Below are 23,858 nucleotides of genomic sequence, written 5' to 3' on the forward strand. Positions count from 1 at the left end.
GTTTCTTCCTATCAATTTTTAGCGTTGGCGGAGGATGGTGGCGGCAGCTATATCGCCTGATGGTCTGTGGTGATAACTTCTTACCTAGGCAGGCTAATACACCATTTTCAGCTTGACACGCCAGTAGGTGTTAGGTGGTAGGTGTAAATTCAAGAGGGAAGGCTTGATAGGAGTGGAAATTTGGGATATTTCTTCAACATTGAGAAGAAAACATTTTTATTATACTTAATTATCCGGACATGATATAAGCATTCAGCCATCAGCTATTGCTTTTAGTTTACGATAAAAGCTTTATTAATTGTCTTACTACGTAAGCATTCAGCCGTCAGCCATCAGTACTTCAGCTATTGCTTTTAGTTTAGGATAAAAGCTTTATTAGTTGTCTTACTAAAAAAGTTGCCTCCCTTGCCCTTAAAGTCTATATTAATTTAAATACTTTACTTAAGAAGAGAGTCTTGCTGCTGATAGCTGACAGCTAATAGCTGAATGCTTACCTTACTACAAAAGTTGCCTCCCTTGCCCTTAAAGTCTATATTAATTTAAATACTGTCCTTAAGGAGAGAGTCTTGTTGCTGAAGTCCGCAGTTCATCCGCAGGAGGCTAGCTGACAGCTAATAGCTGTTTGCGCAGTAGTCCGCAGGAAATGCTTACATTAAGAGATTGGGCGTTGTATATTTGTGGGATAAATGATAGGTTTAGACAGAGAAAATCAAAGGAAAAAGTATTATGAAATGTCTAGATTGCCCATCCAAACATATCATACTATTAAATGTGAGTGAAGACAATTATGAGCAAGAAAAATAAGTATGACGCTGTGATTATTGGCGGTGGATTTTTTGGCTGTAAAATTGCTTCATTTTTAAAAAAGTATTTCAACAAAATTTTAATTTTAGAAAAAGAAAACGATTTATTATTACGAGCATCTTATTTCAATCAAGCAAGGGTACACAATGGCTATCATTATCCTCGTAGTCTTTTAACAGCATGGCGTTCTAAGATAAATTATTCTCGGTTTATTCAAGAATATTCTGATTGTATTGTGAGGAATTTTACCAGTTATTATGCCGTAGGTAAAAAATTATCTAAAATTAATGCCCGTCAGTTTAAAGTTTTTTGCGAGCGCATTTCAATTCCTCTTGAAGAAGCAGAAAAGAAGATTAAAAAATGGTTCAACCCTAATCTCATTGAAGCCGTATTTAAAACCAAAGAATGTATCTTTAATGCAGAGAAACTTCGGCAAAAAATCTATGAAGAACTGGAAATATTGTCTATTGAATTTCAGCTAAATACAGAAGTTTGTTATGTGAATCCTGGCACTCATACCGAAGAAATAGACGTGATTTGTCATTCTCAGACAGACCCTTTTTTTAGTCTGAAAACTCGGTATATTTTTAACTGTACTTATTCATCTATTAATCATATTTTAGCCAATTCTCATCTATCCCTTATTCCCCTCAAACATGAATTAACTGAAATGGCATTAATTGATGTACCAAATTGTCTAAAAAATGTAGCCATAACCGTTATGTGTGGTCCTTTTTTCTCAATAATGCCCTTTCCTTGTCGCCAACTTCATACCTTAAGTCATGTCCGTTATACCCCGGTTTGTTATTGGCAAGATCAGGTAGGAAAACCACTGATTAAGCCAAATTATGAGAAAATAAGAAAGCGTAATAGTCAATACCCTTATATGATTAGAGATACCATTCGTTATTTACCTATTATTAAAGACTGTAACTATGTTGATTCTCTCTGGGAAATCAAAACCGTTTTACCTCAAAGTGAAGTTAATGATAGTCGCCCCATTTTAGTAAAACATCATCCGAATTTACCAAATTTAATCTCTATTTTGGGGGGGAAAATTGATAATATTTATGATGTGATGACTGAGTTATATCATGTCCGGTTGAATACTTATAAATAGGGTTTGCTGAAAAAGTCTTATGGGTTAGGGTAGGAGACAGGAGACAGGAGACAGGAGACAGGAGAAAAGAGAATTTATGAGGAGGTAGGAGTAAGAATTGTCCCAAGATTATTCTGCCCAACTATGCGCCTAAAATACTAACTTTTTGAGCGTGAAGAGCTGAAACAGGCGCACTTTTTTCGACTCCAAAAAGGCTAAAACCTTTGTACAAGCAAAATCACTTTGCATACTAATTTAAGCTAATTTAATGTTAATTATTCTTATTTTTGCTTCTCCCCTACTCACCCACTCCCCTACTCCCCTGCTCAACAAAATGTAGAAAAGTTTTTGAGAAACGGTATAATATCATGTCCGGATAAGAGCGTGATAAAAAACTTTCTCCTTCAACTCCAGTTATTCTTCTTCCTTCTTCTTTCTTACCCTCCTGACTCCTGACTCCTGACTCCTGACTCCTGACTCCTAAGTCGTTATTTATTTATAACTGTTCAACCGGACATGATATAACTCATAGCTGATAGCTGATAGCTGACGGCTGTTTGCGCAGCATTCCGGAGGAAATGCTTACATTACGAGACAAGGAAATTAAATTTTAATGAACAATACAAATACAGACTGTTTTGTTTCAGTAATTCTTCCCCTTTATAATGATTCTCGAATTATCACAATTGTTGTTGATGAAATTGTTAGTATTCTTAAAGAGAATTATCAATTTTATGAATTAATATTAATCAATGATGGTTCAGAAGATGATACAACTGAGCAAGTTGAGGATTGTTTACACAAATATTCTGGTTTGCGTTTAATTAATCTTTCTCGACATTTTGGAACTGAAATTGCCATCTCATCAGGATTAGATACAGCTATTGGCGATTTTGTTGTTATTCTCTTGCCTGATTGCGATCCACCTCAATTAATTCCTGAATTAATTCGACAGTGTCAAGACGGAAAAGATATTCTAATTGGTGTTAGAAAAAATCGTTTAGATGACCCCTTATGGATGAGATTAGGGGTTAATCTTTTTTATTGGACTTGTCAACATCTCTTACATATTCCTTTAACGAAAAATGCCACTCAATTTCGGGTTCTCAGTCGTCAAGTTGTGAATGCCTTGACATACGTTCCTGATAATTATTGTTATTTACGATTATTAAGTGCATATATCGGTTACAGAAGTCAGACGTTTACTTATACACCAATTAAACGTTATAAAAAAGTAAAAAAACGCGGTTTAATTGCCTCAATTAATCTCGGATTACAAATCATATATATGAATTCAGCCCACCCTTTGAGATTGGCTAGTTATTTGAGTATTTTGGCAAGTGGTTTTAATTTATTGTATATGTTTTATATTGTTATGGTTTATCTAATTAAAAATAAAGTGGCTGAAGGATGGGTGACACTTTCGATGCAAAACGCCATTATGTTTTTCTTTATTTCTGTTATTTTAGGAATTATTTGTGAATATATAGGGTTAATTTTTGCCAAATCACGAGGATGGGCAACTTATTATATTGCTGATGAAAAAAATAGTTCTGTATTTATAGTCGAACGGGATACCTACAATGTTGTTAATGATTCAAAAGATATAGCAATATGATTTTAATTGTGAGGTAAGCATTTCCTGCGGAATGCTGCGCAAACAGCTATTAGCATTCAGCTTTTCCTGCGGAATGCTGCGCAAACAGCAACAAGACTCTCTCCTTAAGGACAGTGTTTAAATTAATATAGGATTTAAGGGCAAGGGAGCCAACTTTTCTAGTAAGATAATTAATAAAGCTTTTATCGTAAACTAAAAGTAATAGCTGATGGCTCACGGCTATTAATTTTGGGTCTGCTTCAATAATGGATAATGGATAATTGATAATTGATAATTACCTCTCCCTAAAAGGAAGAGGATTGAATAAAAGAAAAAAATTTATTTTTTTCCCCTTGAAAGGGGAGGCTTTAAACCTAAATTATTGAATTATTGAATTATTGAATTATTAATTATTAGGTAAAAACAACCTTTTAAATTGAAAAAGAATAAAAAGTTACTGCCATGAGTCTGAGGACAAAACCTTATGAAGTAATGAATAATTAGGGTTTGCGTATGGAAAGTCTGTTAGTAGGGGTAGGAGACAACCCACCCCTAGCCCCTCCCAGGAGGGGAGGGGAAGACAGGAGACAGAAGAAATGGAAATTATAGAGCAGGTAGTCGTAAAAATTGTCCCAAGATTGTTCTGCCATAATCATCCCAAAATACTAGCATGCATGAGCTCTTTAGTGGTACTTAGACATTTTTTGGTAGGAAAAATGCTTCAAAGTCAGTCTAGACAAGGGAATTACGTCGATGCCTTAAAAATGGCTAGAACCCTTGGTAATTCAGGATTTATACCTTTTTGACGTAAAAGCCTGTGCCCATCTATATTTGAGCCTATTTTCTGGCTTGATTTTGTGTAAGTCCCATTAGACCGAAAAGCTTGCACTTTTTTCGACCAAAAAAGGCTGAAACTAATATCAGTCAATGCTTTGATATTAGATCGTTCATTAATTGATAATTGATAATGGATAATTGATAATTACCTCTGGTTAAAACCGTTACGGAATTGAATATAAGGAAATATTATTTCTTCTCTTGGTTGATTGGATATGGCGAGGTCCCCTCGCCATCCGGAGACCGCTTTTTTCCCCTTAAAAGGGGGAGGCTTTAAACCAGAATTATTTAATAATTAATAATTAATAATTAATAATTCGGTAAGCCCTAATTACTAATTGCTGATAGCTGACTGCTGATAGCTGAATGCTTACAGAGGTACTGATAACTGATAACTGATAACTGATAACTGAAATGACACAACTTCAGGAGCAAAAGTGGCAAATTCCCCATTATGAAATTTACAATTTGGCAGATAAGAAAAGCAAATATTGTGTTTGTATTTTTGTGATTAATGAAGGGGAAAAAATTCAAAAGCAGTTAAAAAAAATGGGTTCTATTTCTGAAACCATTGATGTAATTATTGCTGATGGTGGAAGTACCGATAATTCATTGGAATTAAATTTTTTAAAACAGGTCAATGTCCGAACTTTATTAATAAAAAAAGATAGGGGTAAATTGAGCAGTCAAATGCGGATGGCCTTTGCTTATGCTCTTCAAGAAGGTTATCAAGGAATTATTACTATTGATGGCAATAATAAAGACGATCCTAGAGCAATTTTAGATTTTATGAAAGCCTTAGATGAAGGATGGGATCACCTGCAAGGTTCTCGTTTTATTCCAGGGGGAAAAGCTATTAATACGCCTTGGGAAAGATATTTAGCTATTCGTTTAATTCATGCACCTTTGATTAGTTTAGCATCGGGTTTTCATTATACCGATACAACTAATGGATTTCGTGCTTACAGTCGTCGGTTTTTATTAGACACTAACGTCAATCCTTTTAGAGATATTTTCTCAGTTTATGAACTGCATTATTATCTCTCAATTCGTGCCAATAAACTAGGCTATCGAGTTAAAGAATTACCAGTCACCCGTTCCTATCCATTGAATCAACCGACTCCGACCAAAATTAGTCCTATTAAAGGCAATTTAAGGGTTATGATAACTTTAATAAAAGCTTGTTTAAATCAATATAATCCGTTCTACTAAACTTACCCAAACTTACCCATGCCGGAATTGCATGAGCTTTGGAGCTAGCTTCCTGTCTCACAGAAGACCACTGACCGCAGTCTGTAACTTATCTTCTCCACAGGCTTCAAATCGGCGGGAACTCCACCTACTGACTTACATAGTTTTCTAGGTTAACAGCAGCATTAAAGTCTCTGTCTACTGAGAAACCGCAGTTGCTACATTCGTATAATCTTACACTCAATAGCATTTTCTGTTGATGCCCACAGTGAGAACATATTTGAGAACTGGGATAAAATCTATCTGCTATCACTAAAGTGCTTCCATACCATTCACACTTATATGTAAGCTGACGCCTAAACTCATAAAAACCACAATCTGCTATGGCACTTGCCAGTTTATGATTTTTGAGCATTCCACTTACATTGTCATACTTCTATCACTATGGTGCTGTGGTTTTTGGCTAACCATGTTGTGAGTTTATGTAATGCGTCTGCTCTGATCTCAGATACTGCTTGGTGCGCGTTCCGCAAGCGAGCTGACGTCGTCGCGGGGTCGCATCCGCTTTTTTGTGAGCCTTGGCTAGTCTTTTTACGGCCTTGGCTCTGTTTTTTGAACCTAGCTCTTTTTTCTTGACACGGCGTTGGTAACGAGTTAATCGTTTTTTTGCTTGTTTGTAGGCTTTGATGTTAGCATACTTTGTTCCATCACTACAAGTTGCTAGAGTATTTATACCAACATCTACACCGATAACACCTCGTTTTTTAGGGGTAGGTTTTGGCTCACATTCATACTTAAAACTTATGTACCAATTATCTGCTTTTTTTGTTAGCGTTTGCGCAGCATTCCGATAGGAAAGCTCCTCTGTTTGCGTAGCATTCCGCAGGAAAAGAGGCTATCCTGACATTTTTTACTGGTACTGAGGGTAAGATTTCATAAGTTTTTACTATTCCTATTCTTGGTAGTTTGATATAGTTTCCTTTCAGAATTTTAATACTTCCTTCTAAATAGAAACTATCTTTTTTCCCTTTTTTCTTAAAGGCCGGAAATCCACGTTTAGGAATAGTTAAAAAGTTTTTAAATGCCCTCTCTAAATCTCTTAAGGCTTCTTGAGGGGCACACTTTGATACTTCATAGTACCAGGGATTTTCGCTTTTTACTTCCCTCACCAAACGCTTATGTAAAGTGATAGCACTCAGTCGTTTCTTGTTTGATTCATATTCAGTAATGCAAGTTGCTAATCCCCAGTTATAAGCATGACGGGCTACACCTGCGTGTTTGGCAAGTATAGTTTTTTGGTAATTGTTAACTTTTAATTTGGTCTTGATTGATTGCATTTGAATTGGTAGGCCATGAAAAAAAGTCTTTGATAATTATAGAATAAACTAATAGCTGCGCAACATGAAAAGCAAAGCGTAATATCATGTCTGGTTGAACAGTTATAAATAGGGCTTGCTGAAAAAGTCTTTTAGTAGGGGTAGGAGACAGGAGACAGGAGACAGGAGACAGGAGAAATGGGAATTATGGAGGAGGTAGTCGGAAAAATTGTCAGAGTGATTTTTCTGCAATAATCGTCCCAAAATACTAGCATGCATGAGCTTTTTGAGCTGAAAAGCTGACACTTTTTTAGACAAAAAAATGCTACAACCAATATCAGTCAATGCTTTGAGATTTAATCAGCAAACCCTAAATAAATAACGATTTAGGAGTCAGTCCTCAGGAGTCAGTCCTCAGGAGGGAAGAAAGAAGAAGGAAGAAGAATAACTGGAATTGAAGGAGAAAGTTTTTTATCACGCTATTATCCGGACATGATATAACGCACCGAAATTATGAAAGAGACGGTGCGTTACGACGGATGCCTGAAATCAATTCATCTTCTGAATTTCAGCCGTAAATACGCACCTACAATTTTGGCTGAATTTCAGAACATCATGAAAGAGGCGGTGCGTTATATCATGTCCGGTTGAATAATTAGACTTTGGTGGAAGGAAGGCAGGAGGCAGGAGGCAGGAGGCAGGAGGCAGAAGGTTTTCTCAAGAGTGTCACCTTGATTTTATACACGCTCCGATGCTACCGGACATGATATTACTTTTCATTAGACATCTCCAAAAATCAAAAAGACAATCAATTCTTATCCATAAATTATCAATTGTTCCCCTCCCCTCCTGGGAGGGGCGAGGGGTGGGTTGGGAGGGGGAGGGGCGAGGGGTGGGTTCCCTGTTCCCTGTTCCCTGTTCCCTCTTTTTTGGAGATGTCTATTATCAATTATCCATTATCAATTATCCATTATCCATTATTACTGTATGCTTCTATCGGCAAACAGGAACACACAAAATTACGATCGCCAAAAGCATTATCAACCCTTCCCACAGCAGGCCAAAACTTATGCTCCCGTGTCCACGGTGCGGGATAAGCGGCACGTTGTCGAGAATAATCATGTTTCCATTCATCCACCATCAAACTCTCAGCAGTATGGGGTGCATTCTTCAACAAATTATCCTCTTTATCTGCTTTCCCAGTTTCAATCTCCTCTATTTCCTGGCGAATCAAAATCATCGCTTCACAAAAACGATCTAACTCTTCCTTAGACTCACTCTCCGTTGGCTCCACCATAATTGTACCCGCTACAGGCCAAGAAACTGTCGGTGCGTGAAAACCATAATCCATCAAACGTTTGGCAATATCTTCCACTTCAATACCAGCCAATTTTTTCAACGGACGCAAATCCAAAATGCACTCGTGAGCAATAAACCCATGCTTACCCTTATACAAAACCGGATAATAACTCTCCAACCGTTGAGCAATATAATTAGCATTCAAAATTGCTACTTTAGTCGCTTCAGTCAAACCATCCGCACCCATCATAGCAATATACATCCAAGAAATAGGCAGAATACTCGCACTACCCCAAGGTGCAGCAGATACCGCTCCACTAGAATTGTCTCCACCAATATTAATCACAGAATGCCCTGGTAAAAACTTTGCTAAATGAGATTTAACACCTATGGGACCCATTCCTGGGCCTCCACCACCGTGAGGAATACAAAAAGTTTTGTGCAAATTCAAATGACAAACATCTGCTCCTATTTCTGCTGGGCGACATAAACCTACCTGAGCATTCATATTCGCTCCATCCATATAAACTTGACCGCCGTTACTGTGGATAATTTCGCATATTTCAGAAATTTCTTCCTCAAATACACCGTGGGTTGAGGGATAAGTAACCATAATGGCAGCTAAGTTATCTTTGTGTTTTTCTGTCTTCTTCTTTAAATCTGCAATATCTATATTTCCTTGTTTATCGCATTTGACAACTACAACTTTTAACCCACTCATCACCGCTGAAGCAGGGTTAGTACCGTGAGCAGATTCAGGAATCAAACAAATATTGCGATGTGCTTCTCCTCGGTGAGCGTGATATTCGCGAATTACTAATAAACCTGTATATTCTCCCTGGGAACCTGCATTTGGTTGTAGGGAGATGGCGCTAAAACCTGTGATTTCTGCCAACCATTCCTCTAGTTGTTCAAACATTATTTGATAACCTTTGGTTTGAGAAGTGGGGGCGAAGGGGTGAATTTTGGCAAATTCCGGCCAGGTTACAGGTATCATCTCTGCTGTAGAGTTGAGTTTCATTGTACAGGAACCTAACGGTATCATTGATGTTGTTAGGGATAAGTCTTTTGCCTGTAAACGTTGGAGGTAACGCAATAATTCGGTTTCTGAGTGGTAGCGGTTAAATACTGGGTGAGTTAAATAACTGCTGGTGCGGGAATGTAATTCCCCCTTGCCCCCCTTTGAAAGGGGGGGAGTGTTTTCGTCTGGTAATGGTTCTCCACCAGCAAAAATTTCCCAGAGGTTTTGCACATCTATATTAGTGGTGGTTTCATCTAGGGAAATGCTGAAAGTTCGATCGTCGAGACTCCGGAGATTAATACCTGCTGTTTCAGCAGCATCAATAATTTCTTTTGCATTTTTCAGAGGAGAGTCAGCACCTAATTCTACGCGGATAGTATCAAAAAATGGTTCTTCACCAATTTGATAACCAAGCTGTTTTAAACCTGCTGCTAGTTTCGATGTCAAATTATGGATATTTTCGGCAATTTCTTTTAAACCATCCGGGCCGTGATAAACTGCATACATACTTGCCATTACCGCCAGCAAAACTTGAGCAGTACAAATATTACTCGTTGCTTTCTCCCTGCGAATATGTTGTTCCCGTGTTTGCAATGCCAACCTTAGTGCAGGGTTGCCGTTAGCGTCTTGAGAAACTCCGACAATACGACCTGGAGTTTGTCGTTTATAAGCTTCTTTTGTCGCAAAGTAGGCAGCATGAGGACCGCCATATCCTAGAGAAACGCCAAAACGTTGAGTATTACCTACAGCAATATCAGCACCAAATTCTCCGGGAGGCGTTAACAAAGTTAGACTGAGTAAGTCAGCAGCAACAGTAACTAAACCTCCCACTTCGTGAACTTTTTCTACAAATTCGCGGTAGTCATAAATTGCTCCGTCGGTAGCAGGATATTGGAGGAGTGCGCCGAATATTGGTTTGTCAAAGGTGAAGGTGCGAAAGTCGCCAACGATAACTTCTATTCCCAATGGTTGCGCTCTAGTTTTCACCACTTCAATATTCTGAGGATGGCATCCAGAGTCAACAAAGAAAGCTTCTGCCTTGGTTTTGCACTGGCCGTAACTCAAGCTCATTGCTTCTGCTGCTGCTGTAGCTTCGTCGAGTAGGGAAGCGTTAGCTATTTCTAAACCTGTTAAGTCTGTAATCATGGTTTGAAAATTCAGCAATGCTTCCATGCGTCCTTGAGCTATTTCTGCTTGATAGGGAGTGTAAGCAGTGTACCAACCAGGGTTTTCTAGGATGTTGCGGAGGATGACTGGTGGGGTGATGCAGTCGTAATAACCCATTCCTATGAAGGAACGAAATACCTGGTTTTTGGAGGCTATTTCTTTGATTTTGGTAAGAGCAGCACTCTCACTCAGAGATTTTGATAGATTTAGGGGTTTTTCGTATCGAATTACTTGAGGAACTGTTTTGTCAATTAGGTCATCTAGGGAGGAAACACTTAATACTGTCAACATTTTTTGAATTGCGTCAGAGGCCGGGCCAATATGTCTTGGGCAAAACTTAGTAGATTTATGGCCATTATTCTGGTATTGTGGTTTAGGGGTTGACTTTGTATTAGATTTGTGTATGGCTACCACTTTATATATTCCTTGGAGTTAACTTCTGATTAAGTTTTAACAAAAATTCTTGAAGAAGGCAGCTATGCTGAAGGCAGAAGGCAGAAGGGAAGATTGTATGGGGATAGTTAACGACCTGCCGCTCCGCGTCTACTCACCCCAAACAATTTTAAGCACCCCTGTTGACGGTGGGGTATTAAACCTATCAGGGAAAAGATAACTTAATGGGGGTTAACGAAGTCAGAAGTCAGAAGTCAGAAGCGGTGCGACCCCGCGACGACGCCAGCTCGCTTGCGGAATGCGCACCAAGAGAGTCAGAAGTTAACCCACCCCTAACCCCTCCCAACCCACCCCTAACCCCTCCCAACCCACCCCTAACCCCTCCCAGGAGGGGAGGGGAAGTAGGGGATTTAAGCCCCGCTCCAAAAATATTACGCCTTAAAAGGCGGGGTTTTAGACCCATATTATTTTGATAAAATAATTTTGGTGGTGCATAGTAATGATAGGGAAAGTGTGGGGAGTGTGGGAGGTGTAGGGAGTGTGGGCAGTGTGGGAAGAAATTAAAAAAAATATATCAGGACTTACGCAAAGACACTGTGTATAGAGTCCAGTAACTATTGGACAATAGTTATGAGTACTATATATAGCGTATCTGCGTAAGTCCTAATATATATTCACATGATTAGCGAGCAGGACAACCATAATCTTTTTTTGAGTTTAGAGGCCAAATTTTGGCATTGCCAATTCAGTTAACAGTTAACAGTTATCAGTTATCAGTTATTAGTTATTAGTAGACATCTCTGGAAAAGAGGGAGTAGGGAGTAGGGGTTAGGGAGTAGGAGGAAATAATTGATAATTTCTGTGGGGTAATTGATTTTATTTTTTATTATTGAAACTGAAATAATACGGAATTGAAACATTTCAGTATGAAGATATTTTCAACAATTAATAATTAATCATTAATAATTAATAATTAATTATTAACAATTACCTCTTTTTTTCAAGGAGAGGATTGACGCGGTAGGGAAAATTTTTTCTTTTCTTGGTCGATTGGATATGGCGAGGATACCTTGCCATCCCACCCTACGGGAAGCTGCGCTTTTTCCTAGGTCATGCTCCGCAAACATGTCGCGTAGCGTTAACGTAGTTATGCGCCAGCAAAACGACCGCTTTTTTCTCCTTTAAAGGAGAGGCTTTAAATCTTAATTATTTGGTAAAAGTTTATACTATTACTGTAATATAGCAATCCTAAATTGGTTGCGGGTAATCAAAAAGTAGATAAAAAAACTGAAACTCTTACCTGTTCCCTGTTCCCTGTTCCCTGTTCCCTGTTCCCTAAAAACAGTAAGATTTTTATACACAAATAAAATAGGATTACTATAGTATTTTTTTGATTATGAAAAGAAAATTTATTGCTGCTGGCTTAGGAATTTTAACTATTATATCAGTACCATTTAGTGTATTTAAGTTACGCCAAAATCAAGAACTCGAACGTACTGTTAATTATGCTCAAATTGAAACTTGGCAGTATGACTCAAGAGAAGATTTTTTTAATTGGGAATCTATTTTAGAACAAATTAATAGTTTGCCTTTGTTCAGATATACTATAGGAATTACTTTCATATTTTTCTTGATCTTTGTCTTTGCAATTTATCGGGAAAAAGAGTTAAACCCGATTACGATGAAGCAAGAAAGAGTTAATCCAGTTATCTACTTGAATAACCTCTTATCCTCTATAGCTAAGAAAGAACCTTGGGAAGTCTTTGAGAAAATATTTTTGCCTGTTTTTATCGGTTTAATTGCCAGTTTTATTACTTACGATTTAGAACAAATTCAAGAACAAATTGCTGATAAACGCCTCCACGAACAAATATGGGAAAACTACCTGAAAGAAATACGAGAAATTTTGGTAGACCGAACAAATATTAATAATACTGATACAGATAAATTTGATTATTTAGATTTAATTAGGGCTAATACATTAGCTTTATCAATTCGTTTAGCAGATAATAAAATACTCAAAGGATTATTATTAAAATTTCTATATGATGCAGAATTAATTCGATGCAGAGAATTAGATGCAGATTGCAATCGAATAGTTTCTCTGGATGGAGTTAATCTAGAAAATGCTCAATTAATGAATGCTAATTTAGAAAAAGCCAAGTTAAGTGGTACTAACTTTAATAATGTCAAATTGAAAAATTCTACTCTGGTAGAAGCTGATTTAAGTTATGCAAAATTAGTGGGAGCTGAACTTAGAAATGCCAACTTAAATCAAGCAAATCTTAGTTTTGCTCAATTAAATAATGCAGATTTGCGAGGTGCAGATTTAAGTCAAGCTAATTTAACTAATGCCAATCTTAGTGGTGCGAAAATAAATAAAAAAACAACGTTGTTATTTGCTACTTTGTGTAAAACGATTATGCCAGATGGAAACATTTCTAATGAAAAATGTCCTTAGCGATCGCCCTGAGTGATATAGCAGAAAATTATTTGGAGTTTGACAATAAATTTGAGTGGTTTGTACAGAATTCGGTTAGAAAAAGGGAGTAGAAAATAAAACCCACATTCCGCACGACAAAATGTAGCATAAAAATCTAAGTCAAAAGTCAAAAGTCAAAAGTAAGAAGTAAGAAGTAAATTATAGTAGTCAACGATTCAATAAATATTTATGCCTAATATTTAACCGAGAATTTGACTCTTGATCGAGGTAAATGAAGATAATTTATATAGTATAAATACTTAAACATCCTCAGAATTTTATACTAATGTTCATGTTACAAATTGAAGTGCGAAATGTAGGACAAAAGAATATCCGCACCCTATTTGCATAGCGTTATAGATGAACCACGTCTTCAACAATTAATAATTAATATCATGTCTGCTTGAATACTTATACTTTAGTGGAAGGAAATCAGAGGAAGGAAAGAGTCAGGTTAGGGAGTCGTCGGTAGGGCAACGTACAGGATGGAAGAAGAGAGAGTTTTAAAGTATAAGGAGGAGAAAGTTTTTTTTTGTCATGCTCTTATCTAGCTGCTGTAGTCTAATAAAATTTACAAAGATTTTAAAATATTAAAATACAGGATTTTCATTAACAGTTTGCCAGATTTGTTTACAAAGCTCTGAATTCAGTTTTTGGTCAAAATACTTTCCCTCTTTCTCTGATTTTTTTAAAGCTTCCAGGCTTTCATTACTATCTATATCTCCGTTAATAATAGCCTTCTCAAGTGCTATAGTTCCAGCACGTCTAGCAGATTGATAAATAGATGCTTCCGAAGAATTTTTAGCAGCATTACTTGTGCACCAACTCATAGCACCAATCATCTGAGAAATTTTTTCCCCATCCCATGTTTCTGCTTTGACAGATATAGGTATTAAACCAATTATGACAGTCAAACTAAACCATATATATTTTTTCATTTTACTACCCCGACTATATTTTTTTATACTCCTATTATATCAAAACACCTTCAAACTATGATAATCCGGGAGCCACATTAACTTAAAAAATATCGACCATGCTTGACTAGATAAATTCACAAAAAATAATTTCCGATAAGGCATAAAATAACGTTAATTCCACTAACTTCAGCATAGAAAATAAGGTAGAAAAGTTAATAAAGACAGATAAGTTCAAGAATTAAGAATTTAGAATTTAGAATTACCTATTTTTAATTCTGGCTCCTACCCTCACTCATAAGACTTTTTCAGCAAGCCCTAAATTATAGCAATGTGCGCTGGCAAATTTACAAATTACAGGAACTGTCCAATAGCTAAAATTCTGATATTATCAGCTTTTTATTCCCCCAGATGAGCTGTTGCTTTCCAGAGCTGTTGCCTGCGCACAGCGCTATATTTTTTAGAGTTGTAAATTGTAGATTTGAAAATATTTTTGGTTACTATCTACTCTCCTTCTACCATTTCGCGATACTCCTCAGCAGAATAAATATCATCTCCTTCTAGTTCATCAGGGTCTTTAACACGCACCTTCATCAGCCAACCCTCTATATATGGGTCTTCTTCCGATAACCGCTCTGGACTTTCTAATATTTCTTCATTGCGGTCTATAACTGTACCAGTAATAGGAGCTTTCAAGTCTTCAACTGCTTTGACAGACTCTACACTGCCACACGATCCTTCTTTTTCTATTTGATCTCCCACCTCTGGAAGCTCCAGAAATACAATATCTCCCAACTGTTCAATAGCATAGGCACTAATACCAATAGTGGCAATTTCGCCATCCATTCTTACATATTCGTGGGTTTCAAGATACTTGAGGTCATCTGGAAATTCTAATTGCATTTATATTCCTCACAATATTACAAATAACGCTAGCCATCTCAACACTAGAAATGCGTTACAAATTATTCCGTATAGAATAATATAGGTAAATATCCAGTTCTTTCTTATGGATAAGAAAAATATTATAGGACTACTTATAGGGAAGTTTTCTGTTTTTAGGCTAATCAGATCTATCCTAATTATCTATGTCCTTGTGGGTTGGTGGGCTTTCTTTTTCTCAGATCGGCTGATTTTTTTACCTAGTCCATCTAGCTATCAAGAAAACCAAGAATTTGTCAAGCTTCAGTCTAGTGATACAGTCCAAATTACAGGTGTTTATTTAGCATTACCCAAAGCAAAGTATACAATTCTCTACAGTCATGGTAATGCTGAAGATCTAGGGGAAATTTTGACCAGGTTGCGAGATTTGCGAGATATTGGATTTAGTATATTTTCCTATGACTATCAGGGTTATGGAACAAGTCAGGGAAATCCTTCAGTTAAAAATGCCTACCAAGATATTAATGCAGCTTATGAATACTTAACTCAGCAGTTGGGCATACCTGCAAACCAAATTATTGTTTATGGACGTTCAGTTGGTGGGGGGCCTTCAGTAGATTTGGCATCCCGGCAACCTGTAGCTGGTTTAGTAGTTGAAAGTTCATTTACAACTGCGTTTAGAGTTGTGACGCGTATCCCTATTTATCCCTTTGATCGGTTTCGCAATATTGATAAGATAAAAAATGTTAATTGCCCAGTTTTGGTAATCCACGGAAATTCTGACCGGGTAATTCCATTTTCCCACGGGAAACAACTTTTTACTGCTGCTAATGAACCTAAACTTTCCTTTTGGGTTGATGGTGCTGGTCATATTGATTTATTAGCAGTGGCAGGTGAAAGGTATGAAAAAGTGATGATTGAATTTGCTAATTTGGTACAAAAAAATCAATAAGAGGGAGTAGGGAGTAGGGAGTAGGGAGTAGGGAATAGGGAGTAGAGAGTAGGGGGAAATAATTTATCTCAACGTTGGTTGAAGACCCGCGCTCTCCCGCAGGGGAGCGGAGAGATGGGAAAACCAATCAATAAGAGCGGTTTTGCAGATAATCTGTTAACATACAAATATTGCTCAGGCCAAAAATCAAGGTGCGCGATTACTGTAACTGTTCAATCAAGTCGCCGAGGGGCACGCCTCCTCCGGAGGAGCTGCGCTAACGGAGAAGTTAAACGGACACGGAGGAAGTGTTAGACTGGCAAAGCCCAGCATTTTCCAGCGAGGTGTCAACCCGCCCTGAATCTTTCAGTGTAGGGGCGATTCGCGAATCGCCCCTACAGTCTGTTTGATTGATGGATGGGAATCGGTGCGCTGTCTCGTAGAGCAGCGTCGGGAGGATGTCAAGAATAAGAGTACGATAATTGATTTGATTTTTTATTATTGAAGATGTCTAGAAAATAGGGAACAGGGAATAGGGGACAGGGAACCCACCCCTATCCCCTCCCAGGAGGGGAGGGGAATAATTGACAATTTATGGATAAGAATTTATTTTATTTTTAATTTCCGGATATGTCTAGTAGTAATTAAGTTTGATTCAAGAATAATTTTAACTTCCCTGGCGGGAAGTCCCGCGCTCTCCCGTTGGCGGAGGATGGTGGCGGCAGCTATTAGGGGAGCGTCGTATGAGAAAGCCAGGGCCAAGAGTCGGATACCTCCACAAATAAAACCTTTCTATACCCTTGACAAGCTAGGAGCTATGCATGTTATTATCAACGTCAATACAGGGGGAGGACATCACCTCTGTCAAAACAGTGGTCATTTTTTTCATGACTGAAGAATCCCGCGTTGTTGCGCATAGCGCAACGTCGGGAGTATGTCAAGTTTCTTGATGCTTATATCGTGTCCGGTGGAATGCTTATAAATAACGACCGAGGAGTTATATAGAATCCGGTTATATAGTAGGCGTTGATAGTTAATAATTTCTATAATTACCGAAAAGCAACGTTGAAAGCCCCCGTGTTTTAACCGGGGGATGAAAACAAGCGAGTCGTTTAGACTAGACAACTTTAGTTGTCCTGTGCTATTTTCTGGATATACAAACGTTTAGACAAAAGTAAGCAGCAAAGCATGGTTTAGACGCTATGCCGACTGTGTAGGGGCACCGCGGAAATTGTCCCCAAAGAGTATATCTTTGGTCAGCGCTCGAAAAAAACGAAGCAACATGGATTTATTGGTGTTGCGTAGTATCAACTTAGAATCCCCTCGGCAAAAGCTGTGGGGAGTAGTTAATTCAAGACTTTAATCTCTCCCACTCCCCCACTCCCCCACTCCCCTACTCCCCTACTCTCCTGCTAACTGTGCTTTTGCATTTTGCCACATTTGTTCAAACTCCGCCAAAGTATACTCAGAAAGAGGGCGGTTGCACATTTTTTCTACTAAAGCAAACCGTTTCAAAAATCGATGATTAGTTCCTTGTAAAGCTTGTTCTGGATTTAAATCATACCACCTTGCTAATTGCACTAAAACAAATAAAATATCTCCCATTTCTGCTTGTTGATGCTCCTTATCTTCAGATTTTAAAGCCTCTTCAAACTCCCCAACTTCTTCGTGGAATTTTTCCCAAACTTCTTCAATATTTTCCCATTCAAAACCAATAGCAGCAGCTTTTTTTGAAATTTTCGTTGCTGCCATAAGTGGAGGTAACTGTCGAGCATATCGACCGAGTTTTGTACTCAATAAATCATTAGTTTCTCCTTTTTCTGCTGCTTTGATTTTTTCCCAATTTTGCTTAACTTCTTCTGTACTATTTACTTTCACATCTCCAAATACATGAGGATGTCTTCTAATCATTTTTTTATTAATACTTTGAGCAACTTCAGCTAAAGTAAAATCATTGGCTTCGCTAGCTACTTGTGCTTGCAAAACTACCTGTAATAATAAATCTCCTAATTCATCAATTACTGCTTCTTTATCTCCGCTTTTTATTGCATCAACTGCTTCATAAGCTTCTTCAATAATATAAGGAGTTAAACTTTCTGGAGTTTGAGCTAAGTCCCACGGACAACCACCATCTGGAGAACGTAATTTGCCTACTATTTCTATTAGTTCTTGTAATGCAGTTAATGTTGAATCCATATTAGATCGCAAAATAGTTTAATTTTAATATGAAATAAGTAAAGTCCTAATTTATGTTCACCATATCATCTATAAAGCAGACTGCCAAAATCATTCCTACAATATTTTTCCCTACGGTAATTTTTTTTGTTAAGCTGGGGAAAAAACAGTATTTATCGCTAATTAAGAGGGTTTTATCTAGCAGCCATCTTTATGATTTTAAATATTCTGGAAAAAGGCGACCTGGATCGAGAACTTAAAACTGTTTATTTTCTTACCGAAAAGCGACGTTGAAAACCCCCGTGTTTTAACCTATCCCTTATAAGGAACTCCTGAAAACCTTGTGTGGAGCAGGGGAGTAGGGGACCCACCCCTTGCCCCTACCCCTCCCAGGAGGGGAAAAAGGAGAAGGGAGAAAGAATCATAGTAGATAGGAAAAACTACTTAAGTTATCAAAAAAAATCTACTTTTTAATATACTTTTTCTCTGGCAAAAATCTTTGAAATGCTAGTACATAACTTGTCTATTTTGTCAAGTTTTATGTTAAGAAAGATGTTTATAAAGCATAGGTGTTTTAACCGGGGGATGAAAACAAGCGAGTCGTTTAGACTAGACAACTTTAGTTGTCCTGTGCTATTACCCGGATATACAAACGTTTAGACAAAAGTAAGCAGCAAAGCATGGTTTAGACGCTATGCCGACTGTGTAGGGGCACCGCGGAAATTGTCCCCAAAGAGTATATCTTTGGTCAGCGCTCGAAAAAACGAAGCAACATGGATTTATCGGTGTTGCGTAGTATCAACTTAGAATCCCCTCGGCAATAGCTGCGGGGAGTAGTCAACTAAACCTACAATAATAGATTTACCATAATATTAAGTTAGGTAGGTACGAAAAAAACTAATTATGTAACAAAAAGTAAAGTAACTCTGAAACCTCTTCCCTTCTGTCCTCTGCCTCCTGCCTGAATCTAACTATAAATTTTAACGCCTACCTAACTTACAACTGTATAAAGGATGACTATCTATCAACTGGCGTGCAATAGACATCTCCAATAATAAAAAATAAAATAAACTATCGTACAGAAATTATCAATTCTTACCCTCCACGATCGGGGGAGGGGCGAGGGGTGGGTTCCCTACTCCCTACTCCCTACTCCCTCTTTTCTGGATATATCTAAATGGAATAATTAAACCTTTTTTATTCGCGATGCAAGATCTAGACATATAGGCCACATAAATCTATAGTTATGAATTTTACATAAAACAAACAAATGTATTAATAAATAAAATTAAGCAATTTTTATCATTTTTGATGATTTTCTGAGGATTGTGCTACAAAGGTTAAAGATAGTCATGATAATATATTCCAGATGTGCAAGCAAACTATCAGGAATATTTTAATAATTCGTATCTATTGATACAAAAGTACTAGGAATTCCCTTAATATGTTTGCTTTGTATGAGTCATATTCAGATTCATTTATTGTGCCTAATTTAGAGGTTAAAAGTCAATTTTTATCTTTAGAGTCAACTATACAGGAACTACCTCTCCAAGACTTTCAAATTGCATCTAACTACCTTGGGAAAGATATTGCACCTGTGTTTGAAGCAAACCCTTTGCTGCCTGGTGTGATTTTGAGAGACCAGCAAGATAAATTAGTTGGTATGATTTCCCGAAGATTATTTTTTGAAAAAATGGGAAGTCGCTATGGTATAGAGATGTTTTACAAGCGACCTATAGAAGCTTTATATCGTTTCTCTAAAATAGATATATCTATTCTTCCTGGTAATACGTTAATAGTAGAGGCCGCACAAAAATCTTTACAGAGACGGCCTGAATTATTATACGAACCAATTGTTGTAGAAATAGAAGCTAATGTTTATAGACTTTTGGATGTGCATCAGTTATTAGTTGCTCAATCAAAAATTCACGAACTTACGAGTCATCTACTACAAAAACAAACTCAAGCAAAAGCTATTCAAACTGAGAAAATGGCAAGCTTGGGAAGAATGGTTGCTGGGGTTGCCCATGAAATTAGAAATCCTGTTAACTGTATTTGGAATAATTTAATATTTCTAAATTCTTATTTAGAAGAAATTACTAAGCTGTTATCTGCTTATGATGAAATATCAGAGTCATCTCCAATTATTAATCTAATTAAAGAACAGATAGATTATGATTCTTTACAGGAAGAATTAGATGAGACAACTCAAGGTATTAAATTGGGTTCGGAACAACTGCTGAAAATTGTGAATAGTCTTCGCAATTTTTCTCACATGGATGAGTCTAAAAAGAAACAAGCATATATCCATGAATGTATAGATAGTAGCTTACTGATTTTAAATAATCGTCTTAAACATGGGATCAAAATTGTTAAGAATTATTGTACAAATTTACCAACTATCAGTTGCTATTCTGGTCAACTTAGTCAAGTATTTATGAATATAATTAGTAATAGTATTGATGCACTTAATGAAAAATTAGCTGAACTGGACTTGTGTGATTGGCAACCTCAAATTAAAATTAGTACAGAAGTCATATTTAAACAAGACTCTGATTGGCTGACTATTAAAATAGCTGATAATGGACTTGGTATTCCTCTAGAAATACAAGATCGAATCTTTGAAAACTTTTTTACCACTAAACCTGTAGGTAAAGGAACAGGTATGGGTTTAGCTATTTGTTACCAAATTATCACTGAAAAACATGGTGGAAAGCTTGAACTAAATTCCTTACCAGGCAAGGGTACTGAATTTGAAATTATTATACCAATAGTTTAATTGAATACTGTTCATATCTCTAGAGAAGAAAAAATATAAACAGAGAAGAAAAAATATAAACTCAGATACTCCTGACTGAAAAAAAGAGTAGAGAATTTTTACAAAAAGAATTACTTAAAAGCTAGAAGCAGAAATATAGAGGTATTATTTATATATATTATTTCCAATAGACATATTTAGAATTAGATTTTTTCCTATAGGGGATAAGGATTTCAGATATATGTAATAGTAGTATACTGCAAATTATAAAATTTTTAGGATAGCCTATCATACTATATACTTTATACTTTCAACTGAACTTCTTAATCATAAATACTTTTTACCGAGAAATTGTGGGTATGCGCCTCCCCTTTTAAGAGGATAAAAAGCGCTCGAGAGATGGCGAGGAAACCTCGTCATCTCTAACCGAACAAGAGAAAAGAGAATATTCCTTATCAAAATAATTGGGTCGCGCAACCCCGCCTTTTAAGGCGAAATATTTTTGGAGTCTTGCTCAAATCCCCTACTTCCCCTCCTGGGAGGGGCTAGGGGTGGGTTAACTTCTGACTTTTGACTTCTGACTTCTGAGTTCGTTAAGTCAAGCCTCCTTAATTGCAGAGGTACTGATAACTGATAACTGATAACTGATAACTGATAACTGAAATGACTGTGCCAAATCGAAATTTCTTAGTTTCTTTATTCATTACCCTGGGCTTATGGGGCACTACAGCTAAACCAATACTGGGCCAAGCATTAGTTCCTCACATAATACAACTAAACTCAGCTCAATTGGAGCAAACGGGTTTAAGGTTAGCTGAGGAAGCTGTACAGTTAGCAAGATTTCAACAATTTGATTTAGCTTTATCAAGAGCTGAATTGGCCACTGAGTTAGCCCCGAATAGTCAACAAACCTGGGCACTATTAGGCAGTCTTTACATTCAAGCTGAAGAGTTGGAAGAAGGTATTACCGCTTTAGAACAAGCTCAAGAACTCGATCCAAGTAATGCCGATCTTCGATTTGTTATTGGTAGAGCTTACTTTCAAAAAGCTGATTATGGAGAAGCGATCGATAACTTAAGGGCAGGTTTGAAGTTGAAACCAGATAGTCCTGGTGCTTTGTTCGATCTAGGTAATGCTTATTACAAACGTGGTAAGTTTAAAAGAGCGATCGCTCGATATGAAGAGGCTTATGATTTAGAGAAAAATCTATGGCCTGCAATTAATAATATTGGCTTAGTTGAGTACGAGATGGGAAATGTGGATGATGCGATCGCAAAATGGCGTGAAGCTGTCTCTTTAGATAGTAAGGCAGCAGAACCACTTCTAGCGCTATCAGTAGCTCTCTACACTAAAGGGGATAAACAACAAGGTTTTGCTATGGGAGAAGAAGCTCTACGACTAGATAGCAGATATGCAGATATTGATTATCTTGACCAAAATTTGTGGGGAGAACGTTTGCTGGAGGATGCGAAAAGGTTTCTGGCAACTCCGCGTATTCAAGAAACTTTAGCTCAAATAGAGGACTTACCTCCTTCGTCTCCAGATCGGGTTTCTCCATGAGCTAGTGTCGCTACGCGGAAGTTAAAAGTCAAAATTCACAATTCAAAAGTTAAAAGTATTGATTTGTAATTGTTTTAGGATTTTGTAACCAGTTATTTCCGCCATCCTGCACTAGCTTCAAGAATTTAGAATTAAGAATTAAGAATTTAGAATTACCTCTCCTTGAAAAGAAGAGGATTGGGTTAAAAGGAATTTGTTTCTTTTTCTCCATGAATGGAGAGGCTTTATACCTTAATTTTTCGGTCAGATACAACATTGAGTTCAATGTTGCAGAAGTATCGCGTTATTGACATACTCCCGACGTTGCGCTAACGCGACATGACGAACGCGGGATTCTTCAGTCAGAAAAAAAAGCTGACTGCTGTTTATACAGAGGTGATGTCCTCCCCCTGTGTTTAGAACAATCATAATCTATTTATTTGTAATTGTCAATAGCTATAAATGTATAGCATACAATATGCTACAAATACTACAAAAAGGGGAAATCCCCGATGAACAACACAGATAACGCCCGGCTTTCCCATACGACGCTCCCCTCCGGGAGAGCGCGGGACTTCCTGCCGGGGGAGTTAAAAGTAACTAAAGTGTCTCTTGGGGAGTAGCTATGCTTTCGAGGTAAAATAGCTAGATGTCGTTTCTACAAAAGTTATACCGGGCGACAGTCGCTAACATGAGGAAACCTCCTCTCAATAGACATTTGATAGCTATTGCTGTTGATAACAGGCTTTAATATTTTCTCTGTCAAGATCGTATTGTTGGATCGTCACTAATTGTTTGACGTGATCTCTCGGAAGAACTACCTGTTGGTGCATATCTTCTCTGTGCAAGCTGTTTTTGAAGCAAACGCATTTCTTGTTTCCGTCTTTTGTCTAGATTTTTATTAGGCAATGAAGCCAGTAGATACAAAGAAGCGAAAGGCCAATAAATGATTGAAACGAAAAACCATAATATACCAGAATATCCTATTTTTCTAGCATTGATACCGGCTACAATGCTCAATATAATCACAAGTATTACAGGTATTAATTTACTTATTACATAGATGATTTCCATATTAACTTCTATTTTAGAATAGCCTCATTATAAATTTTTTGCCGCAGTCATATATTCTTCTAGCTTTAAGAAAAAAAAATTTGGGTTTTTATCATCAATAAGGAATTTTATACCCGTCTTTTTTCCATTAGGTAAACGGTAATCAATTTGACAAGAATCTTGTGATAGTTTTATTTTTTTGCCACTAAAAATTGTAGAGTAAGGAACTGTCCTTATTGTTTTTACTAGGAGAATATTCTGATAGAAATCCTGTATCAAGGGAATATAAAATTTCCTAACAGTTCCTTCAAATATTAAAGCAGTATCATTTAAAAAAACAGAACCATCACCATAAAATTTGCTTTTATACGACCAATATACTACACTAAATTGCATG

At 37.1% G+C, this 23,858-nt stretch carries 14 protein-coding genes and 1 pseudogene; 7 read left to right on the forward strand and 8 right to left on the reverse strand.

Annotated elements, in window-relative coordinates; translation table 11 throughout:
- The first annotated feature begins 787 nt into the window (after positions 1-787).
- The 3 genes from F6K54_RS11300 to F6K54_RS11310 all read left to right on the forward strand — a co-directional run bounded on the left by F6K54_RS11300 (position 788) and on the right by F6K54_RS11310 (position 5,549).
- Entirely contained in the window at positions 788-1,924 is a 1,137-nt protein-coding gene (locus F6K54_RS11300; protein ID WP_293077469.1) for an FAD-dependent oxidoreductase, read from the forward strand.
- Between the two features lie 592 nt (positions 1,925-2,516).
- Positions 2,517-3,521 (forward strand): glycosyltransferase family 2 protein, encoded by a 1,005-nt coding sequence (locus tag F6K54_RS11305; RefSeq protein WP_293077471.1) that lies wholly within the window; start codon positions 2,517-2,519, stop codon positions 3,519-3,521.
- Between the two features lie 1,230 nt (positions 3,522-4,751).
- Positions 4,752-5,549: a glycosyltransferase family 2 protein gene (locus F6K54_RS11310; RefSeq protein WP_293077473.1), complete on the forward strand. Its 798-nt coding sequence runs from the start codon at positions 4,752-4,754 to the stop codon at positions 5,547-5,549.
- Between the two features lie 127 nt (positions 5,550-5,676).
- Here the strand turns inward: F6K54_RS11310 and F6K54_RS43735 are convergent.
- The 3 genes and pseudogenes from F6K54_RS43735 to gcvP all read right to left on the reverse strand — a co-directional run.
- A pseudogene (locus F6K54_RS43735) lies at positions 5,677-6,363 on the reverse strand (RNA-guided endonuclease InsQ/TnpB family protein); the annotation flags it as partial.
- Positions 6,341-6,865 (reverse strand): transposase, encoded by a 525-nt coding sequence (locus F6K54_RS11325; RefSeq protein WP_293077476.1) that lies wholly within the window; start codon positions 6,863-6,865, stop codon positions 6,341-6,343. The gene F6K54_RS11325 and the pseudogene F6K54_RS43735, both read right to left, overlap by 23 nt.
- Before the next feature lie 949 nt (positions 6,866-7,814).
- A complete protein-coding gene (gcvP, locus tag F6K54_RS11330) occupies positions 7,815-10,745 on the reverse strand; it encodes an aminomethyl-transferring glycine dehydrogenase (RefSeq protein ID WP_375341963.1) in 2,931 nt (976 codons plus the stop codon).
- A gap of 1,375 nt (positions 10,746-12,120) precedes the next feature.
- Between gcvP and F6K54_RS11335 the strand changes: the two genes are divergently transcribed.
- Positions 12,121-13,185 (forward strand): pentapeptide repeat-containing protein, encoded by a 1,065-nt coding sequence (locus tag F6K54_RS11335; protein ID WP_293077478.1) that lies wholly within the window; start codon positions 12,121-12,123, stop codon positions 13,183-13,185.
- 611 nt (positions 13,186-13,796) lie between these two features.
- Here the strand turns inward: F6K54_RS11335 and F6K54_RS11340 are convergent.
- Both F6K54_RS11340 and gcvH read right to left on the reverse strand, forming a co-directional pair.
- A complete protein-coding gene (locus F6K54_RS11340) occupies positions 13,797-14,144 on the reverse strand; it encodes a hypothetical protein (RefSeq protein WP_293077480.1) in 348 nt (115 codons plus the stop codon).
- A gap of 483 nt (positions 14,145-14,627) precedes the next feature.
- On the reverse strand, positions 14,628-15,026 hold the full coding sequence (gene gcvH / locus F6K54_RS11345) for a glycine cleavage system protein GcvH (protein WP_287324588.1): 399 nt from the start codon (positions 15,024-15,026) through the stop codon (positions 14,628-14,630).
- 106 nt (positions 15,027-15,132) lie between these two features.
- On the opposite strand from gcvH, the gene F6K54_RS11350 reads away from it, so the two are divergent.
- Positions 15,133-15,957: an alpha/beta hydrolase gene (locus tag F6K54_RS11350; RefSeq protein ID WP_293077484.1), complete on the forward strand. Its 825-nt coding sequence runs from the start codon at positions 15,133-15,135 to the stop codon at positions 15,955-15,957.
- Positions 15,958-17,337: 1,380 nt separating this feature from the next.
- Here the strand turns inward: F6K54_RS11350 and mazG are convergent.
- Positions 17,338-18,132: a nucleoside triphosphate pyrophosphohydrolase gene (mazG, locus tag F6K54_RS11355; RefSeq protein WP_293077509.1), complete on the reverse strand. Its 795-nt coding sequence runs from the start codon at positions 18,130-18,132 to the stop codon at positions 17,338-17,340.
- Positions 18,133-19,555: 1,423 nt separating this feature from the next.
- On the opposite strand from mazG, the gene F6K54_RS11360 reads away from it, so the two are divergent.
- The gene (locus tag F6K54_RS11360) at positions 19,556-20,890 is read left to right on the forward strand and encodes a sensor histidine kinase (RefSeq protein ID WP_293077486.1); all 1,335 of its coding nucleotides are present in this window, start codon (positions 19,556-19,558) and stop codon (positions 20,888-20,890) included.
- Between the two features lie 648 nt (positions 20,891-21,538).
- Positions 21,539-22,429 carry a tetratricopeptide repeat protein gene (locus tag F6K54_RS11365; RefSeq protein WP_293077511.1) on the forward strand — a complete coding sequence of 297 codons (891 nt, stop codon included), beginning with the start codon at positions 21,539-21,541 and terminating at the stop codon, positions 22,427-22,429.
- A 741-nt stretch (positions 22,430-23,170) separates the two neighbouring features.
- On the opposite strand, the gene F6K54_RS11370 is transcribed toward F6K54_RS11365, so the two are convergent.
- Complete coding sequence (locus F6K54_RS11370; protein WP_293077488.1) at positions 23,171-23,482, reverse strand: hypothetical protein; 312 nt, start codon at positions 23,480-23,482, stop codon at positions 23,171-23,173.
- A 27-nt stretch (positions 23,483-23,509) separates the two neighbouring features.
- Positions 23,510-23,857, reverse strand: coding sequence for a hypothetical protein (locus tag F6K54_RS11375; protein WP_293077490.1), 348 nt, complete (start codon positions 23,855-23,857; stop codon positions 23,510-23,512).
- Position 23,858 lies beyond the last annotated feature (1 nt).

It is taken from the genome of Okeania sp. SIO3B5 (assembly GCF_010692555.1).
Lineage (GTDB): Bacteria > Cyanobacteriota > Cyanobacteriia > Cyanobacteriales > Microcoleaceae > Okeania.